Origin of the sequence: Mycobacterium parascrofulaceum ATCC BAA-614 (genome assembly GCF_000164135.1) — a bacterium.
In the GTDB taxonomy this organism is placed as follows: domain Bacteria; phylum Actinomycetota; class Actinomycetes; order Mycobacteriales; family Mycobacteriaceae; genus Mycobacterium; species Mycobacterium parascrofulaceum.
Genome location: NZ_GG770553.1, coordinates 1,139,388 through 1,155,982, shown reverse-complemented (window position 1 = coordinate 1,155,982; position 16,595 = coordinate 1,139,388). Strand labels below are relative to the sequence as shown.

Below are 16,595 nucleotides of genomic sequence, written 5' to 3'. Positions count from 1 at the left end.
ACAAGCCGGTGCCGGCATCGGCGGCGGCATCGGCGGACAAGCCGGCGGACAAGCCGGCGGCGGCTTCGGTATCGGTGGTGACGCCGGATGGCAAGGCGGCATCGGCGGCCAGGCCGGCGGCGAAGCCGGCGCGGGCATCGACGGCGGCTTCGGCGGCCACGCTGGCGGTGACTTCGGTATCGGTGGCGACGCCGGATGGCAAGGCGGCATCGGCGGCCAAGCCGGCGCCGGCATCGGCGGACAAGCCGGCGCGGGCATCGGCGGCGGCTTCGGCGGCCAGGCCAGCGGCAGTGGCCAAATCGCTGGCGGTAGTCGCGGCGAAGCAGATGGTCGTGCCGGCGGCGGTTTTGGCGGCCAGGGTGGAGCTGTCGGCCAGGGTGGAGGACGCGGCCAGGTCGGAGCTGGTGGTCAGGCGAGCGCGGAAGGTGAGGCTGGCGGTGGCTTCGGCGGCCGCGTCGGAGGCGGCTACGGCGGTCAGGCCGGAGGCGGCATCGGCGGTCAAGCCGGCGGCGGCATCGGCGGACAAGCCGGCGGCGGCATCGGCGGACAAGCCGGCGGCGGCATCGGCGGACAAGCCAGCGGCCTGGGGTCTGGCGGAGCTCAACTCGGCACCTCGTCAGGCGGCATCGGTGTGGGCGGCCAGGTCGGCGCAGGCGCAGCCGGAGGCGCGACGCTCGGCACCAGCGGTGGCGCGTTCGGGTCGGCTGGCGGCTCGGCGGCTGGCGGTGCCGGCGGGGCTACTGCCCTCGGCGGTGCCGCCGGAGCTCAGGCGGCAGCCAGCTCGTTAGGCAATGCCGGCCTGGGTGCCCAAGCCAGCGCTGCCGGAAACGCGGCACTCGCAGCCAACGCCGGCGGTCACGCCAGTTTCCTGGGCAGCGAAAGCGCAGCGCTGGGCGGTGGCGCGCAGCCGACCGGTGCACAAGGCGGTGTCGGCGCCGGCGCACAAGGCGGAATCGCCGCCGGCGGCCAAGGCGGAATCGCCGCGGGCGGCCAAGGCGGCGCACACGGCACCATCCTCACCAGCGAAGGCGCCACGCTGGGTGGCCACACCAGCGCTCAGCCGACGGCTCCGTCCGCCGAAACCGGCATGGCAGGTCACGTTGCAGCCGGCGGTGGCGCGGCGGTCGACGCCGGCGGCAACGCCCAGGGCAACATCCTCAGCCACGAGGGCGCTGCGCTCGGCGGCAGTACCACCGCCGGCGGCGCGGGCACCAGCCACGTCTCCGCGGGCGGAAGCGGCGTCATCCACGACAGCAGCCCGGCCGCCACGGCCGACGGCCACGCAGGCGGCTCCTCTGTCATCCAGAGCCCCAGCGCGCACGCCGATCCGAGCGCGGCGGCCGCCGGCCAAAGCGCGGGCTCGGTGGACGCACACTCGGCCCTGCAGGGCACGTCGGCGGTCGCCGACCCGTCCGGCCACACGGCGTTCGACGCGTCGGGCCAGTCGGCCGCCGACGCCTCGAGTCACTCGGTGTTCGACCACAACAGCTACGACCCGGCGGCGTCGCACACGCCGGTCCAAAGCGACCCGATGACGCACCACCCGATGGACCCGCACACCGGGTTCTGATCGGACGCACTGCCGCGAACCGGCGGGGACCTTACGGGGTTCCCGCCGGTTGGTGGGCATACGGTGTTTCGGAGTCCAACGCAGAAAGTAGGGCGACCCGGTGACCCAGCCCGATGACCCGCGCCGGGTCAACGTGATCGTCGAACTGATCGATCACACCAGCACGATCGCCGACCTCAACGGCCGCGGCGACCTGAGCCAGCGGCTCGCGTGGGCCCGCGAGCGCATCACCGACCCGCACACCCGAGTGGTGATCGCCGGCCAGCTCAAGCAGGGCAAAAGCCAGTTGCTCAACTCGCTGCTCAATATGCCCGTCGCGCGCGTCGGTGACGACGAGGCCACGGTGCTGATCACCGTCGTCTCCCACGGCGACCCGCCGTCGGCGCGGATCGTCCTGGCGGGCCCCAACGGCGAACCGGAAACCGCTGACGTCCCGGTCGCCGAGCTGCAGACGGACCTGCGTCAGGCTCCGCAGGCCGCCGGCCGCGACGTGCTCCGGGTGGAGGTCGGCGCGCCCAGCCCGATGCTGCAGGGAGGGCTCACCTTCATCGACACACCCGGCGTGGGTGGTCACGGTCAGCCGCACCTGTCGGCGACGCTGGGCTTGTTGCCCGACGCCGACGCGATCCTGATGGTCAGCGACACCAGTCAGGAATTGACCGAGCCGGAAATGCGGTTCGTGCAGCAGGCCCATCAAATCTGTCCGGTCGGGGTGTTGCTGGCCACCAAGACCGATCTGTATCCGCATTGGCGCGAGATCGTCAACGCCAACATCGGACACCTGCAGCGCGCCCGGGTACCGATGCCGGTGCTTCCGGTGTCGTCGCTGTTGCGCAGCCACGCCATCACGCTCAACGACAAGGAACTCAACGACGAGTCCAACTTCCCGGCGATCGTCAAGTTCCTCAGCGAGGACGTGCTGGGCCGCCGCAACGACCAGCTCCGAGACCAGGTGCTGGATGAAATCCGCTCGGCGGCAGAGCATTTGACGCTCGCGGTGCGCTCCGAGCTGGCCGCGCTCGGCGACGCCGACGTCGGAGGGCGGCTCACCGAGGACCTGGAGCAACGCAAACGGGAGGCCGAGGACGCGCTGCAGCAGACGGCGTTGTGGCAGCAGTTGCTCAACGACGGGATCGCCGACCTGACCGGCGACGTGGACCACGATCTGCGGGCACGCTTCCGGGCCATCACCGAGCACGCCGAACGGGTGATCGACTCGTGCGACCCGACCCGGCACTGGGCCGAGATCGGCGTGGACGTGGAGAACGCCGTCGCCACCGCCGTCGGCGACAATTTCGTCTGGGCCTACCAGCGCGCCAAAGCCCTCGCCCAGGAAGTGGCCCGCGTGTTCGTCGAGGCGGGGCTGGGTGCGGTGGCCATGCCCGAGCTCAGCGCGCACGCCATGGGCGCGGAGTTCGGGCAGCTCAAGTCGCTGGCCCGGCTGGAGTCCAAGCCCATGGGCAAAGGCCACAAGGTGGTGACGGGCATGCGCGGCTCCTACGGCGGCATGGTGATGGTCGGCATGCTGTCCTCGGTCGCCGGGCTGGGTCTGTTCAACCCGCTGTCGGTGGGGGCCGGGCTGGTGATGGGCCGCATGGCCTTTAAGGAGGACAAGGAGAACCGGCTGCTGCGGGCCCGCAACGAGGCCAAGACCAACCTGCGGCGGTTCGTCGACGATGTCTCCTTCGTGGTTGGCAAGGAGTCGCGCGACCGGCTCAAGACGATCCAACGTCAGCTGCGGGACCATTACCGCGGCATCGCCAACCAGGCCACCCGCTCGCTCAACGAGTCGTTGCAGGCGACCATCGCCGCCGCGCGGTTGGAGGAAACCGAGCGTGACAACCGGACCCGGGAGCTGGAGCGGCAGTTGAACATCCTGACCCAGGTCACCGACAACATCGACAAGCTCGCGCCCGCGGTGACACGGGTGTGAGCACCAGCGAGCAGGTCCGCGCCATCCTGGGCGGAACCCTTCGCGCCTACCAGGCGGAGCCGGCCTACCGCCAGCGACCCGACGTCTTCCACGAATTGCAGCGCATCGCCGCCCGGCTCAACGAACCGATGCGCATCGCGCTGGCCGGCACCCTGAAGGCCGGCAAATCCACCCTGGTCAACGCGCTGGTCGGGGAAACCGTCGCGCCCACCGACGCCACCGAGGCGACCCGCATCGTCACCTGGTTTCGGCACGGGCCGACACCGAAGGTCATCGCCAACCATCGTGGGGGTCGTCGTTCTCATGTGCCGATCATGCGCGACGGCGGACTCGGCTTCGACCTGAGCGGGCTGAACCCGAACGACGTGGTTGACCTCGACGTGCAATGGCCCGCCGACGAGCTGATCGCCACCACGATCATCGACACGCCGGGGACCTCGTCGCTGGCACGTGACGTCTCCGCGCGCACGCACCGGCTGCTGGTGCCCGAGGACGGGATGCCGCGGGTGGACGCGGTGGTGTTCTTGCTGCGCACCCTCAACGCCGCCGACGTCGCGCTGCTCAAACAGATCGGTGACCTCGTCGGCGGGGCGGCCGGGGCGCTGGGCATCATCGGCGTGGCGTCGCGGGCCGACGAGATCGGCGCCGGGCGGCTCGACGCCATGCTCTCGGCCGAAGACGTGGCCAAGAGGTTCACCCGTGAGCTGAGCCAGACGGGCGTCTGCCAGGCGGTGGTGCCGGTCTCGGGGCTGCTGGCGCTGACCGCCCGCACGCTGCGCCAGTCGGAGTTCGGCGCGCTGCAAAAGCTCGCCGGCGTCGACGCCGCCGAGCTGCTTAAGGCCATGCTCAGCGCGGACCGCTTCGTCCGTCCCGACAGCCCGTTGCCGGTGGACGCCGCGACGCGGGCCCGGTTGCTCGACCGGTTCGGCATGTTCGGCATCCGGATCTCGATCGCCGTGCTCAAGGCCGGCGTCACCGACGCGGCGGGGCTGGCCGACGAGTTGCTCGAACGCAGCGGGCTGGTCGCGTTGCGCAACGTCGTCGATCAGCAGTTCGCGCAGCGCTCCGACATGCTCAAGGCGCACACCGCGCTGGTGTCGTTGCGCCGGTTCGTGGAGGCGTACCCGATCGCGGGCACGCCCCGCATCCTCGCCGACATCGATCCGTTGCTGGCCGACACCCACGCCTTCGAGGAGTTGCGCCTGCTGAGCCAACTGCATTCGCGCGCAACGGCGTTGCACGACGAAGAGCTCGCGTCGCTGCGGCGCCTCATCGGCGGTTCGGGCACCGACGCGGCCAGCCGGTTGGGGCTGGCCCCCGAGGCGCACCATGACGCGCCGCGCGCCGCCTTCGCCGCGGCCCAACGCTGGCGCCGCCGCGCCGAGCACCCACTCAACGATCCGTTCACCACCAGGGCGTGCCGTGCGGCGGTGCGCAGCGCCGAAGCCATGGTGGCGGCGTTCGCCGCGCCCAGCGGCGGGGCGTGGCCGCCTTCACGCAGGTGAGTCGGAGGACAGCGCTGGCCTGCTATAGGTTGGCTGCCGATAGATTGTCGTGGCCGCGCATACGGACGCCGGCGGACACCTGAATTGGACGATATGTCGACGGAAGCAAGACGGGCGCTGGGGCTGTCGGCGGGCACCGCCAACCTGGTAGCCATAACGGCCGATCGGGCGGTGACCCGGACGTCGGTGCTGACGCTGTACCAGCATCGCCCGGCGGAAGTGGGCGTGCCCGCGGAGAATCCCAACCTGGACGAGCCCGGTTTGGTGGTCACCGACTTCGTCGACCGGGTGGGAGACGCGGTCGGGATCGTGGCCGCCGACGGTTCGACGCATCGCGGCGAGGCGCTGCTGGCGGACGCGTTGCGCGCCCTCGGCTACGCCGCGACCGGCGGGCGTCCGCTGCCGGAGGTGACGGCGGTGGCCTACCCCGCGCACTGGCGGCCCACCGCGGTGGACGCGTTGCGCGCGGCGCTGAGCCGGGTGCCCGAGTGGTCGGGCGGTTCGGAATGCCTGTCGCTGGTTTCAGATGCCGCGGGTGCGCTGACCGCCCTGCAGACCAACCCGGGTCTGCCCATCCGCGGGGTCGTCGCGGTGTGCGACTTCGGCGCCGGTGGCACCAGCATCACCCTTGCCGATGCCACCAACGGCTACCAGCCCATCGGCGCGACGGTGCGCCACACGGATTTTTCCGGCGAACTGATCGACCAGGCCCTGCTGGCCCACATCGTGGCCGACCTGTCCTCGGCGGGCTCCATCGATGTGTCGGCCACGTCGGCGATCGGATCGCTGACCCGACTGCGGGCCGAATGCCGGGCGGCCAAGCAGCGCCTGTCGGCCAGTACCGCGACCACGCTGCCCGCCGAGCTGCCGGGCTTCCGCGGGGATATCCGGCTCACCAGGACCGAACTCAACGAAGCCATCAATCAGCCACTGGACCAGTTCGTCCATGTCCTACAAGACACCTTGGCGCGCAACGGAATCCGCGCGACCGATCTGGTTGCCATCGCCTCGGTGGGCGGTGGAGCGGCGATCCCGGAAATCACCACCAGGCTGTCCGAACACTTTCGCGCGCCGGTCGTCACGTCACCGCGGCCGCAGCTGGCGGCCGCCACCGGCGCGGCGCTGCGGGCCGCGCGCGGGCCGGCCGATGACAGCGCAACGAAAATGGCCGTCGCCGCATCCGTGGCCGCCCCGCCGCCGCTCGCGGAACCAACGCTGGCCGACGTGGCGCCGGTGTCAGCGGCCATGCCGGCCCTCGCGTGGTCTGAGGCCGGCGACGAGTCGGGGATGATGCCCCTGGCCACCGACGGGCCTCGGGGCTGGGCCGACGACGATGCCCCGGACCCGCCCGCCCCGCCGCCGTTTCAGTTCGGTGACGAGACCGGTTACGCCCGGCCCGATTTGAGGTTCGAGCAACAACCCGATACCGACGAGGACCGACCCGCCGAGGTCGCCTGGTATCGGCGGCCATTGGTGATGATCCTCGGTGCGGCCGCGGCGGTGCTGGCCCTCAGCGCAATCATCATGCTGGCCTTGAGCCACGGTTCGACCGGCACACCGGTCACGCCGAAACCCGGCGCCACCACCACGCCGCAGCCGTCACCACCGCCCTCCCCGGCGCAGACGACCCCGGCCCCGGCGCAGCAGGCCCCCGTGCAGACGAGCACGGCCGCACCGGCTGCCCCGCCGCCGACGAGCACTCAACCGGCGCCCACCACCACCGAACCGCCACCGACCACCAGCGAACCCCCGGCAACGACCACGGAACCGCCGCCGACGACTACCCCGCCAACGGCCACGGCGACGTCGCCGCCGGCACCGCCCCCACCGTCGTCAACGGACAATCCGCCGACATCGGTTCAGGTACCCCAGATTCCGCGGATACCCCGCATCCCGGTGATCCCGACCATCCCGCCCATCCCGTAGCTCCGGTCCCACCCTCGGCGAGAGTCAGACCGCCGCTCCGGCGAAAAGCGTCGGGCGACAACACGTCTGTGCGATGCGGTGGCGAGCCGCACGCGCCGTGCCCGTTGTTACGGTTGCCCCTGATGAACGCTGCCATGGACGCAGCGCCGAACGGCGGCTTCGAGTTCGTCAGCGCGGAGCCGGGTGTCGAACCGACGGTGCGTCCGGCGGCGATCTATGTCGGAGGGCACAGATCACGCACGGCGGCCTGGACGACGTCGTCTGCCTGCTGCGCCGTGAGCCCACTCCCTCCCTGCCTGCCGTCGGAGCGTTGCAGCGCCAGTCCCTCCAGCTGGGAGGGCGGAGCCCCCCACGAGAGCTGCTGACAAAGGTCCAGGCCCGCCTGCAACAGCGCCGCATCACCACCCGATACGGCGTGGATCCCGTCCTTGTGCATGTCGCTGACGAAGCTGGCTGCGTCCGCCGCCGCCGGGCTGGCCCAGACTACTCCGGCCACGAGGGGGCCGCCTACTAGCGCTAGGCCGAGGGTATGCCCATAGCGACTCGGTGCCCGCACGATATCTTCTCCTCTGTCCGTCAACCGTTCAGCTCATGGTGAGTATCTTTTGACCCTTGAGGGTCTACTGTTAGCCGAACATTGTCTGCGGGTGGGTCTGCGAAAGTACTAGCAGTACAATTCAATTCGCGATGCGCCCCATCGATGCGGGCCTCGCGCCTCTCGAAACAGCGGTGGTATCAACCCGTTAGCGGCGCTTGGGGCGGCTCGGGGCCCTCAACCGTCGTACTGGCTGGCCGCGTGGGAGCCAGGCAACGCACAGGCGGTAACCAACCGGATGGGCGCACCGATCCAGCCTATGTCCACGGCCGCGGCGTCGGGCAGTGCGGCTATCCACGCATGCGGTACCGACAACAAGCCCACCGCGAACCCGTGCCCCAGGCCCGCGATCACTCGGTCACCGTTGGCGTCAGCCGAATCGGGCACAAGTGCCCGCAGCGCGGCCGCTTTGTTCATGGTGCTCAGGTGGTTGATCGCGAAATCCGATGGCGCAGTGAGTGACCCCAGCCTGGACAGCGACGACGTCACCGGCGCGAGGCATGCTTCCAACCTGGCCCGCGGCGACGACGACAACACCAGCAGCGCGTCGGGAATGGCCGACATCAGTTGATGGCCGGTCGATATGACATCCGGCGCGGACTCGAGCGTCCAGCCGGCTGCCGCCGTGCCCGGGTTACCCGGCGGCGAGGCGAAGGGTGTCAGCGCCGCCGCGTCGGTCGAGGCGTCGGCGTAGGCGCACATCGCGTCGGCGTCACGGAGCCACATCTGTTCGTACTCGGCGTCGAGGTCTGCGATCACCGGGCTGGCCTGCGCCAGAGGGTTTCCCGCGGCCAGTGACTGGCGACGGGAGCGGTTGGCGACGATCAGCGGCCGGGGCACCATCGCCGTCAAAACCTCCTGGTGGGCATTGACCGCCGCCGCGAGCTGGATGCCCGCGAGCTCACTGCGCGCGGCGACCCCGTCGATCCAGTCAAGGTACGGTGCCGCGGCTTCGATGATCGCCGTCGGCCCTCCGTGTTCTGTCACCATCGCCTCCAGCACCTCGCGGTAATCGGCGGCGGCCGCACCTAACCGTGCGGCCAACTGCCCCCAGGCCGTGGCCGCCTCCCTCATAGATCCCGCGCCGGGACCCGAATACATCAGCCCGGAGTTGACCTCCGGCGGTAGCGTCGTGAAATCCATTACGACCGCCGCCTCGGTTCAGCGATATGAGTCGTATTCGACAACATGGGACTACTTCCTTCAGAGATGAGCACAACGATTGCAGGCCATTAGCGGCTCAGGGAATGCATCGGCGCGGACGTCTGGTCCGAAGCGTGGCCGACGCGCGCGGCCTCACCCGGCTCAGCGACACGCACGTCGTCCAGACGACGGGCTTCTCAGCAGCGGATGATGCAGAGCAGGGTGGCGGTATCTCGGCTGACCGGGACAATCGCGATGGTGAGCCCGGCGCGGCCCGGCGTGTCAAACGACGCCGGCAGCGGCGACCAGTCCGAATGAGGCGACACCGCAGTCCAATTGGTCGGCATAGCGCGCGGCATCCACATGCTCAGAAACGTCTTGTTATTCGTCGGCACCGCACCTGAGACGAGACCGCGCTCCGGTCCGCCGTGGGATTGGCCGACGGCGATGTTTTGACGCTGGCCGAGATGTGCTCGCGCATCATGTGTTACGTGAGCCCACGCCGCGGGCTCCGGCAGGGTGGTGGCAGAAAACTGAGGACGCAATGACGAACCCGCGACGAGCGCAACGAACACGCTCAGCGCGGCGAGAACTGCGATGGCCAACCGCCATCGCCGACTCATACCAGCGCCTAGCATTGTCACAGTGCTCCGAATGTACCGCCCACAACCGGGCGAACGATCGGAGCTAGCTGTGAAATCGGTCCGAGTCCGGTGTGTGCCAACGGCGGACGCGCCCGAGGCCCCACAGCCAGGTCGGCGTTAGTAACACCGCTTCCGGGCGGACCGGATCAGCCGCGCAACGGCCGCGGCGGCACTCTCAAGCACGGTGGTCGGGGCTGCGCTGAACGAACGGACGAAGGTAGCGGCGCGTCTGGTGGTCGTCCGCCCCGGCCTCACCATCGCTGTGCCTTCCTCGCGTGTAATCGCTTTGCCACGGCGTGCGCTCGTCACCGGTGTCCGCGGGCTCCGGTCCGCGCCCCAGCGCGCCGCGTGTGCCCAGGAAGATCTCGTGCTTGCGGTGCAGTCCTGCGTCGGACTCGATGGGTCTGAGTTCGGGGGCGAATTCCTCAAGCTCGGCCCGGCGTTGCGGAACGATCATGCAGATCGGCTCGTCGACCTCGAAACGCACCGGCATGAACTCGCGGGTGAATTTCCAATTCATGCTGAAACTCGAGGAGGACCAGTCGGTTTCGACAACGCCTTCCAGCGGGCAGATGGCGTCTTTCGGATAATTCGCCGGCCCACGGACCAAAAGGTTGTAGCCCGGCGGCGTACGAAACAGCATCGGCAGATGCCAAGTCAAGATGCCGTAGCCGAAGTGGCTGGAGGGCAGGAACTGACCGCTTTGGCGCGTGTCGGGTGCGATCGACAGGCTGGTACGGTCCTCCCCGCCCGTCCACGTCGCGGTGAACGCGCTGCGGTTACGCACTTCCCAGCCGCTTTGATTGGCGATCAACATCGGCAGACACCGGTGCGGTCGCCCCTGGCGCATCTTCGCCATCCACGTCCGGTTGATCGGCGCGGGGGTAATCGGCGGCGCGATGTCATGGGTGATGTACCCGATCAGAGGGCGGGCCTGGTCACTGGACTTCTGACTCATCGGATCCTCACTTCACCGACCGAACGTTAGCCGTCCGTTATACCTGAACGCCACGGCGAGCGAGCGGGCAAACGGTTTTGACCGACCCCGCGGTGGCATTGAGCCGGCGAACGCCGATGTCAGGCCCCGCCCGCGCAATGCGGATCCGCTGGAGACGCCGCGGGGAGGCGCGCGGTGATGAAAACGGTTGGCATTACCCGGTTGCCGGGAACCGTTCGCCCGTAGTGATTCAAGAGCGTTTCCAGGCTCAGGGCCACCGTCTCCCAGCCTCTTTGGTCCAGCCAGCCGATGATGTCGGCGGCACACCACTGACCCGTTGTGGCCGGCGTTCCGAGGCCCGGCGGTACGGAGACCGGAGCGCTCCCGGCAATACCCGGGGCGTTGAGAGCGAACCAACTGGCTGGTGGGCTGAGCGCGTGCACCCGCTCGAACAACACGCCATGGGCCCACGCCGGAAGGTAATGAAGCAGCCCCTCGGCCAACCAGGCGGTGGGTCGCGCCGCGTCGAAGCCGTTTTCCTGCAGGGCCGTCGGCCAGTCATTCCGTAGATCCACCGGGACGCCCACCACCTGTGACGTGGGGGCCGCGCCGGTGCGCCGCAACGTGGCGTATTTGAAGTCCAACACCGCCGGCTGATCCAGCTCATAAACGGTGGTGCCGTCGGGCCACGGCAACCGCCACGCGCGTGAGTCCAAGCCGGCGGCCAGATTGACTATCTGCCGCACCCCCTCGCGCGCGGCCTTGACGAAGAACTCATCGAGGAACGCTGTCCGCACCGCCGTGTAGTTGATCAGAGCGCGCACCAGCGGTCGCACACCCGGGTCTGTGGCGGTGAGCCCGGCCAAGCGCTTGGGATCGGCTGTGACGTTCCAAATTCCGATGCCCGCCGCGTCAACGAATACCTGCGCGAACGGGTCCTGGATGAGGGGGTTGTCGCTGGCGGTTTCTGCGGCACGTGCCGCAGCAATTCCGAGCGCGGTCGCCCCTGCCGGCCCGGCCGGGTCCGAGGAAGGACCGTCGATCTGCGGCATGGTCGCCACCTTCCTGCCGCTCGCCAAGCCAGTTTCGGACAGTACACGTCGACCACGTTCGCGAGCCCCGCTGCGCCGAAACCGTTGCGGGTCAACGACAGCGCGGACGACGGGCGGTCGGCGTTCCAGCGGAACGCCCGGCCAAAGACCCCGCCGCATACCCGAGACGGTCTACCCGTGTCGATACGCCGTTGCGGAGCCGCACCTAACTGGCAGCGGACTACCTGCGCATTCACAGTCGTTCGTCGGGTTCCGTTCACATTTCTGTCGGGCTGTGTTCAAATCTGGTGGCTTAGATTTGGGCCACTGTGGAGCGTGGGGAATGTGACATGACTCGGCGATGGCGGTTGGCCATCGCGATTGTCGCGTCGCTGAGCGCGTTTGTGGCGCTCGTGGCGGGATCGTCTTTGCGGCCCCAGTTTTCCGCCGCGGACCTGCCGGAGCCGGCGGGGTGGAACCACGTAATCCACTATGCGCGAGCCCATCCCGGGCAACGTGAAAACGCCGCCGTCGGCCAATCCCACAGCGAGCCGGAGCACGGTCTCGCCACAGGCGCGGCGCCGGCGAAGTCCAAGACGTTCTTGAGCATGTGGATGCCGCGCGCCGTGCCGACCAAATGGACCACGGTGTCACCTCATTGGGATCGGTTGGCGCTGCCGGCGTCGTTCGTCGCACCCGGCCCGGGCGGGGCCACCCCGGCCCGCTTCCCGGCCGGCCCCGTCAACCGAGATACCTCCACCCTGCTCTGCATCATCCGCTGCTGACACGCCATCACGTCTCGCGGAGTCCGATCTGTCTCTCTACAGACCTACCGCAGCGCGGATTCCGTTGAGCTACGGCTGCGATTAGCACGCTCGGTTGCGGGGTTGCCGCCCGAGCAGGACCCAATGCCATGCAGCCGTGGTAGAGCGCGCCTTGCGACGACGAGGCTACCTACCTGAAACCTTCGACATCGGCTTCTATCTCAGAATGCCTTGGAGGAATGTCATGTCCGCACGCGCAACTCGGCCGGTGCCGCGCTTATCGAAATGAACGCTGCCACAATGACTTATCCATTTTCGTTCAAGATCTTTGCACTCAACTCACTGCTATTGAGCTGGAGCTGGAAGCGGTCGAGATGTCGGCCGCCGACCGTGGACAACGCGAGGGGGCGCGGTGTTTGACTTCGGGGCGTTGCCGCCGGAAATCAATTCGGGCCGGATGTATACCGGTCCAGGCTCGGGGCCGATGCTGGCCGCGGCTGCCGCGTGGGACGAGCTTGCGGCGGAACTGACTATGGGAGCAAGCGTTTTCAGCTCGGTGCTTTCAGAGTTGACCAGCGCGCTCTGGGCGGGGCCGGCGTCGGCGTCGATGGCATCGGCCGTGGTCCCGTACGTGGATTGGCTTGCTGCCGTGGCTTATTTGTCAGAGCAGACGGCAAGTCAGGCGCGGGTGGCGGCTGCGGCTTTCGACGCAGCATACGCGATGACGGTGCCTCCCGCGGAGATCGCGGCGAACAGAACGCTGTTGATGACGCTGGTCGCGACGAATTTCTTCGGCCAGAACACCCCGGCGATCGCGGCGACCGAGACGCAGTACATGCAGATGTGGGCCCAAGACGCCGTCGCGATGTATGGGTATGCGGGCTCGTTGGCGATAGCCGGGCAGTTGACTCCCTTCGCCTCACCGCCGAACACCACCACCCCGGATGCGCGGACCGCCCAGGCGGCCGCGGTGGCCCAAGCCACCGAGACGCCCGCGGGCAACACCGCGCAGATGGCAGCGACGACGACGCCGCAGTTCGCCACCGCCACCTCCGTGCCGCAGGCTTCGTCGACGCTGGCCACCACCGGCACGTCTTCGAGTTCGTTGAATTCGCTGATTCCGGGCCCGAACAACTGGTGGGGGTTCCAGCCCAACGACTACAAGATCATCTTCCACGACCTGCTGCAGGAATATAACTCCTACGGCACGGGCTACCAGGCATACCAATGGGCCCAACAGTTGGTCTTCGGCACCGGGACAACCGCCGGTAGCGGCGCCTGGTATCCGACACCGCAATTCGCCCACCTTGGCTTGGGCAACATCGGAAGTCTGAGCAGCTTCAACGGTGTCAGCCAGGAAGGGATCGCCGCTGGCGCGGGCCAGGCCGGCAAGATCGGAACGTTGTCGGTGCCGCAGAGTTGGGCCACGCCGGTCCCGCAGGTGCACCCCGCGGTCACTGCGACAGAGACCGCTTCGGTCCACACGGCTGCCAATCCAGCCGCCACCAACGGACTATTGCGCGGAATCCCCAACGGGTCAGCAGGCCGGCGCGGATCCGCGAACGCCCTCAACAAGTACGGGTTTCGGCACAGCGTGCTGACCCGCCCACCGTCGGCAGGTTGATGCGATGCCGAACGCCACGCTCCACCCGTTCACGGCGGCATGGTTCGCCGCCCATACCCAAACAAGCCAGGCCGTCAGCGTGCACACGGCCGCCATCCACGAAATGTTGCTGAACACCTCGAGCATGAGCTCACGGTGCTACCCGGCGATCGAGGCGGCCACCACGGCCGCGGACAGCTAAGGAGGTCAAGGTGATTGATTTTGGGGCTGCACCACCGGAGTACAACTCCGCGCGGATGTACACAGGACCGGGGCCCGAGGCGCTGACGGCGGCCGCCTCGGCGTGGAATGGGTTGGCCGCCGAACTGAATTCGACTGCCCTGGGGTACGACAAGGTGATCACCGCGCTCAGCGGGGAGGAATGGCTGGGCCCTGCCTCGGCGTCGATGGCACAAGCGGTCGCACCGTATGTGGCCTGGATGCGTACCACCGCTGCGCAGGCCGAGCAGACGGCCAACCAGATGCATGCGGCGGCAACAGCCTACGAGACCGCACTGGCGGCCACGGTGCCGCCGCCACTGGTCGCGGCCAACCGTGCCCAGACGGCCCAGCTGCTCGCCACCAATGTGCTGGGGCTCAACACCCCGGCGATCGCGCAACTCGAGGCCCAATACGGCGAAATGTGGGCCCAGGACGCCAGCACGATGTATAGCTACGCAGGCCAATCCGCGGCGGCGACCAAGGTGGCGCCGTTTACCGCGGCGCCCCAAATCGCCAACCCGTCCGCCCAAGCCACCCAGGGCACGGCGGTCGCCAACGCTACCGGCAACAGCGCGGCGAGCAGCACGCAATCCGTCTTGTCACACGCGGTTTCGAGCACACCCAATACGCTGCAAGCCCTTGCCGCTCCGGCGGCCACGCAGAGTTCAACCACCAGCGCTCCATTCAGCGAGATCTGGTACCTGCTGACCGGGCAGACCACATTGCCCACCAGCCTCGGATCGTTCGTCAACGGCTACAACCCCTTTTCGGCGCTGTGGTACAACACCGAAGGTCTGCCGTACTTCTCCGTCGGTATGGGCAACTTCGGGGTCCAGATTGCCAAGACGACGGGCCTCCTCAACGGCGCGGCGCCGGCGGTCAAGGCGCTGCCCGGCCTGGGCGGGCTGGGCGGTCTGCTGGGCGGTGGCGCGACCGCTGCGCACCCGGCCGCGGCATTGGGCAACGCAGCCTCCGTCGGTGGCAGGTTGTCGGTGCCGGTCAGCTGGTCTGCGGCCAGCACACCCGCTCCTGTGCTTGGGCAAGCCATTCCGGTCAGCACCGTCAGCGCCGCCCCCGACGCCACCGCTGCACCCGGAAACCTTCTCGGGGGTATGCCCTTGGCCGGCGCCGGCGCAGGCGGCCATGCCGGTGTCGGCCCCAAGTACGGGTTCCGGCCCACCGTCATGGCCCGACCACCCTTCGGCGGCTGACATCACGACGAGGGTGACCAAGGCCTGGGTGGTGCCGGCGCCGTCGGAAAACTCCACTTCGTAGGTCATCCTCCCATCGGGCCGGCCCGGGTCCGAAGCCCCAGCCCAGGCCCACATCGGCGGACTAAACGCCCGTGGCCGAACCGTGACCGAGGCTTGACCAAAAGCTAACGCGCCCTTGCGCTTCCGCTGGTCATCGGGGCTTTAGGATCGCTATTACAACTGTGTCAGTTATAAGGAATCGGAGCCATGCGGGCAGTCGTTCGGGGTGTTCTTGCGGTGGTCGGGGTCGCTGCGGGTGTCGTTACGGGGCCTACCGCCACCAGTATGGCGGCGGCGAACCGGCCGCATGACTTCGCCATCGCGTCGGTGCTGCCGGCGCGGGGCGCGACGGTCGGTGTGGCGCACCCGGTGGTGGTGACGTTCACCGCGCCGGTCGCCAATCGCCGTGCCGCCGAACACACCATCGGAATCACGTCATCCCCCGCGATGACCGGAAAGTTCGAGTGGCTGGACAACAATGTCGTGCAGTGGGTCCCGAGCCACTACTGGCCGGCGCACAGCACGGTGGCACTCGCGGTCGACGGCCGTTCCACGGAGTTCAAAACGGGCCCGAAGGTCATCGGCGTCGCCAACATCACCGACCACACGTTCAAGGTGACCGTCGACGGAGTCGACGCGGCCCCCCCGCCGACCCCGCACCACCGTCCCCACTTCGGCGAAGAGGGCGTGCTGCCCGCGTCGATGGGCAGGCCGGAGTTCCCCACCCCGGTCGGCAACTACACCGTCTTGTCCAAAGAGCGCTCGGTGCTGATGGATTCGAGCAGCGTGGGCATTCCCGTCGACGATCCCAACGGTTACCTGCTCAACGTCGACTACGCCGTCCGGATCACGAACCGCGGGCTCTTCGTGCACTCGGCCCCCTGGGCCGTCCCATCACTGGGGCTGGAGAACGTCAGTCACGGCTGCATCAGCCTCAGCCCCGACGACGCCGAGTGGTACTACAACACGGTCAATGTCGGCGACCCGGTGATCGTCAAGCAGGACCTCTGGGAGCGGCCCCCGTCCTGAACGGGAACGCCTTTCGCCGCCGGTAGCCTTACCGGGCATAGCCTTACACCCGTCGCCGAGCGCGCCCGTCAACTCAAGCGCAGCAACAACATACGAATGGACCCGCTGGTCGCAACCAGCGGGTCCGTTCGGTGCAGGGGTGGGCTTGTCAGTGCGCGCCCGAGGGGCCGGGGGAGACGGGCTGACCGGGCTGCGGGCCGCCGGTCGGCGCCGGCCCCGTCGGCGCATCCTTGACCCCGGACATGTCGATCAGGGGCGCACCGGCGGCCGCGTCGAGGGGGGCACCGGCCGCCAGCGGCCCGCCGAGGGCAACCAGCGGGGCACCGGCGGGCACCACCGGGGCGATCGGCAGTGGCGCTCCCAGCGGGAGCGGGGCGCCCAACGGCAACGGCACCGGAGCGCCCACGGGCAGCGGTCCGGGCACGGCCATCGGGACACCC

The 16,595-nt window shown here is 68.8% G+C and carries 14 protein-coding genes and 2 pseudogenes; 9 read left to right on the top strand and 7 right to left on the bottom strand.

Features of this window, described 5'->3' with window-relative positions; genetic code table 11:
• Positions 1-574: pseudogene (locus HMPREF0591_RS32950) on the bottom strand (hypothetical protein); the annotation flags it as partial.
• 57 nt (positions 575-631) lie between these two features.
• Here HMPREF0591_RS32950 and HMPREF0591_RS32945 point away from each other — a divergent pair.
• From HMPREF0591_RS32945 to HMPREF0591_RS05410, 4 genes are all read left to right on the top strand, one after another.
• Positions 632-1,570 carry a hypothetical protein gene (locus HMPREF0591_RS32945; protein ID WP_050789977.1) on the top strand — a complete coding sequence of 313 codons (939 nt, stop codon included), beginning with the start codon at positions 632-634 and terminating at the stop codon, positions 1,568-1,570.
• A 100-nt stretch (positions 1,571-1,670) separates the two neighbouring features.
• Positions 1,671-3,503: a dynamin-like GTPase family protein gene (locus HMPREF0591_RS05420; protein WP_007167434.1), complete on the top strand. Its 1,833-nt coding sequence runs from the start codon at positions 1,671-1,673 to the stop codon at positions 3,501-3,503.
• A complete protein-coding gene (locus tag HMPREF0591_RS05415) occupies positions 3,500-5,008 on the top strand; it encodes a dynamin family protein (protein ID WP_007167433.1) in 1,509 nt (502 codons plus the stop codon). The genes HMPREF0591_RS05420 and HMPREF0591_RS05415 overlap by 4 nt, the downstream gene beginning before the upstream one ends.
• Positions 5,009-5,101: 93 nt before the next feature.
• Positions 5,102-6,934, top strand: coding sequence for an Hsp70 family protein (locus HMPREF0591_RS05410; protein WP_007167432.1), 1,833 nt, complete (start codon positions 5,102-5,104; stop codon positions 6,932-6,934).
• A gap of 214 nt (positions 6,935-7,148) precedes the next feature.
• On the opposite strand, the gene HMPREF0591_RS05405 is transcribed toward HMPREF0591_RS05410, so the two are convergent.
• The 5 genes from HMPREF0591_RS05405 to HMPREF0591_RS05390 all read right to left on the bottom strand — a co-directional run bounded on the left by HMPREF0591_RS05405 (position 7,149) and on the right by HMPREF0591_RS05390 (position 11,305).
• Positions 7,149-7,490: a DUF732 domain-containing protein gene (locus HMPREF0591_RS05405; protein WP_040621175.1), complete on the bottom strand. Its 342-nt coding sequence runs from the start codon at positions 7,488-7,490 to the stop codon at positions 7,149-7,151.
• Between the two features lie 216 nt (positions 7,491-7,706).
• Positions 7,707-8,672, bottom strand: coding sequence for a PPE family protein (locus HMPREF0591_RS05400; RefSeq protein ID WP_007167430.1), 966 nt, complete (start codon positions 8,670-8,672; stop codon positions 7,707-7,709).
• A gap of 197 nt (positions 8,673-8,869) precedes the next feature.
• Entirely contained in the window at positions 8,870-9,277 is a 408-nt protein-coding gene (locus HMPREF0591_RS32130; RefSeq protein WP_139093654.1) for a hypothetical protein, read from the bottom strand.
• A 214-nt stretch (positions 9,278-9,491) separates the two neighbouring features.
• The gene (locus tag HMPREF0591_RS05395; RefSeq protein WP_007167428.1) at positions 9,492-10,274 is read right to left on the bottom strand and encodes a DUF6065 family protein; all 783 of its coding nucleotides are present in this window, start codon (positions 10,272-10,274) and stop codon (positions 9,492-9,494) included.
• Between the two features lie 119 nt (positions 10,275-10,393).
• Positions 10,394-11,305 carry an SAM-dependent methyltransferase gene (locus tag HMPREF0591_RS05390; RefSeq protein ID WP_050790011.1) on the bottom strand — a complete coding sequence of 304 codons (912 nt, stop codon included), beginning with the start codon at positions 11,303-11,305 and terminating at the stop codon, positions 10,394-10,396.
• Positions 11,306-11,634: 329 nt separating this feature from the next.
• Between HMPREF0591_RS05390 and HMPREF0591_RS05385 the strand changes: the two genes are divergently transcribed.
• The 5 genes from HMPREF0591_RS05385 (at position 11,635) to HMPREF0591_RS05365 (ending at position 16,155) form a co-directional block, all read left to right on the top strand.
• On the top strand, positions 11,635-12,069 hold the full coding sequence (locus HMPREF0591_RS05385) for a hypothetical protein (RefSeq protein WP_007167426.1): 435 nt from the start codon (positions 11,635-11,637) through the stop codon (positions 12,067-12,069).
• Between the two features lie 391 nt (positions 12,070-12,460).
• A complete protein-coding gene (locus HMPREF0591_RS05380; RefSeq protein WP_007167425.1) occupies positions 12,461-13,672 on the top strand; it encodes a PPE family protein in 1,212 nt (403 codons plus the stop codon).
• A 4-nt stretch (positions 13,673-13,676) separates the two neighbouring features.
• Entirely contained in the window at positions 13,677-13,853 is a 177-nt protein-coding gene (locus HMPREF0591_RS32125) for a PE domain-containing protein (RefSeq protein ID WP_007167424.1), read from the top strand.
• A gap of 10 nt (positions 13,854-13,863) precedes the next feature.
• Positions 13,864-15,084 carry a PPE family protein gene (locus HMPREF0591_RS05370; RefSeq protein ID WP_007167423.1) on the top strand — a complete coding sequence of 407 codons (1,221 nt, stop codon included), beginning with the start codon at positions 13,864-13,866 and terminating at the stop codon, positions 15,082-15,084.
• Between the two features lie 249 nt (positions 15,085-15,333).
• Complete coding sequence (locus tag HMPREF0591_RS05365) at positions 15,334-16,155, top strand: L,D-transpeptidase (RefSeq protein ID WP_040621171.1); 822 nt, start codon at positions 15,334-15,336, stop codon at positions 16,153-16,155.
• A 148-nt stretch (positions 16,156-16,303) separates the two neighbouring features.
• Here the strand turns inward: HMPREF0591_RS05365 and HMPREF0591_RS05360 are convergent.
• Positions 16,304-16,595 (bottom strand): annotated as a pseudogene (locus tag HMPREF0591_RS05360) (hypothetical protein); the annotation flags it as partial.

Coding starts and splice junctions, on each gene's coding strand:
- HMPREF0591_RS05410 (WP_007167432.1), top strand. CDS start 5,102: ATGTCGACGGAAGCAAGACGGGCGCTGGGGCTGTCGGCGGGCACCGCC.
- HMPREF0591_RS05400 (WP_007167430.1), bottom strand. CDS start 8,672: ATGGATTTCACGACGCTACCGCCGGAGGTCAACTCCGGGCTGATGTAT.
- HMPREF0591_RS05395 (WP_007167428.1), bottom strand. CDS start 10,274: ATGAGTCAGAAGTCCAGTGACCAGGCCCGCCCTCTGATCGGGTACATC.
- HMPREF0591_RS05390 (WP_050790011.1), bottom strand. CDS start 11,305: ATGCCGCAGATCGACGGTCCTTCCTCGGACCCGGCCGGGCCGGCAGGG.
- HMPREF0591_RS05385 (WP_007167426.1), top strand. CDS start 11,635: ATGACTCGGCGATGGCGGTTGGCCATCGCGATTGTCGCGTCGCTGAGC.
- HMPREF0591_RS32125 (WP_007167424.1), top strand. CDS start 13,677: ATGCCGAACGCCACGCTCCACCCGTTCACGGCGGCATGGTTCGCCGCC.
- HMPREF0591_RS05365 (WP_040621171.1), top strand. CDS start 15,334: ATGCGGGCAGTCGTTCGGGGTGTTCTTGCGGTGGTCGGGGTCGCTGCG.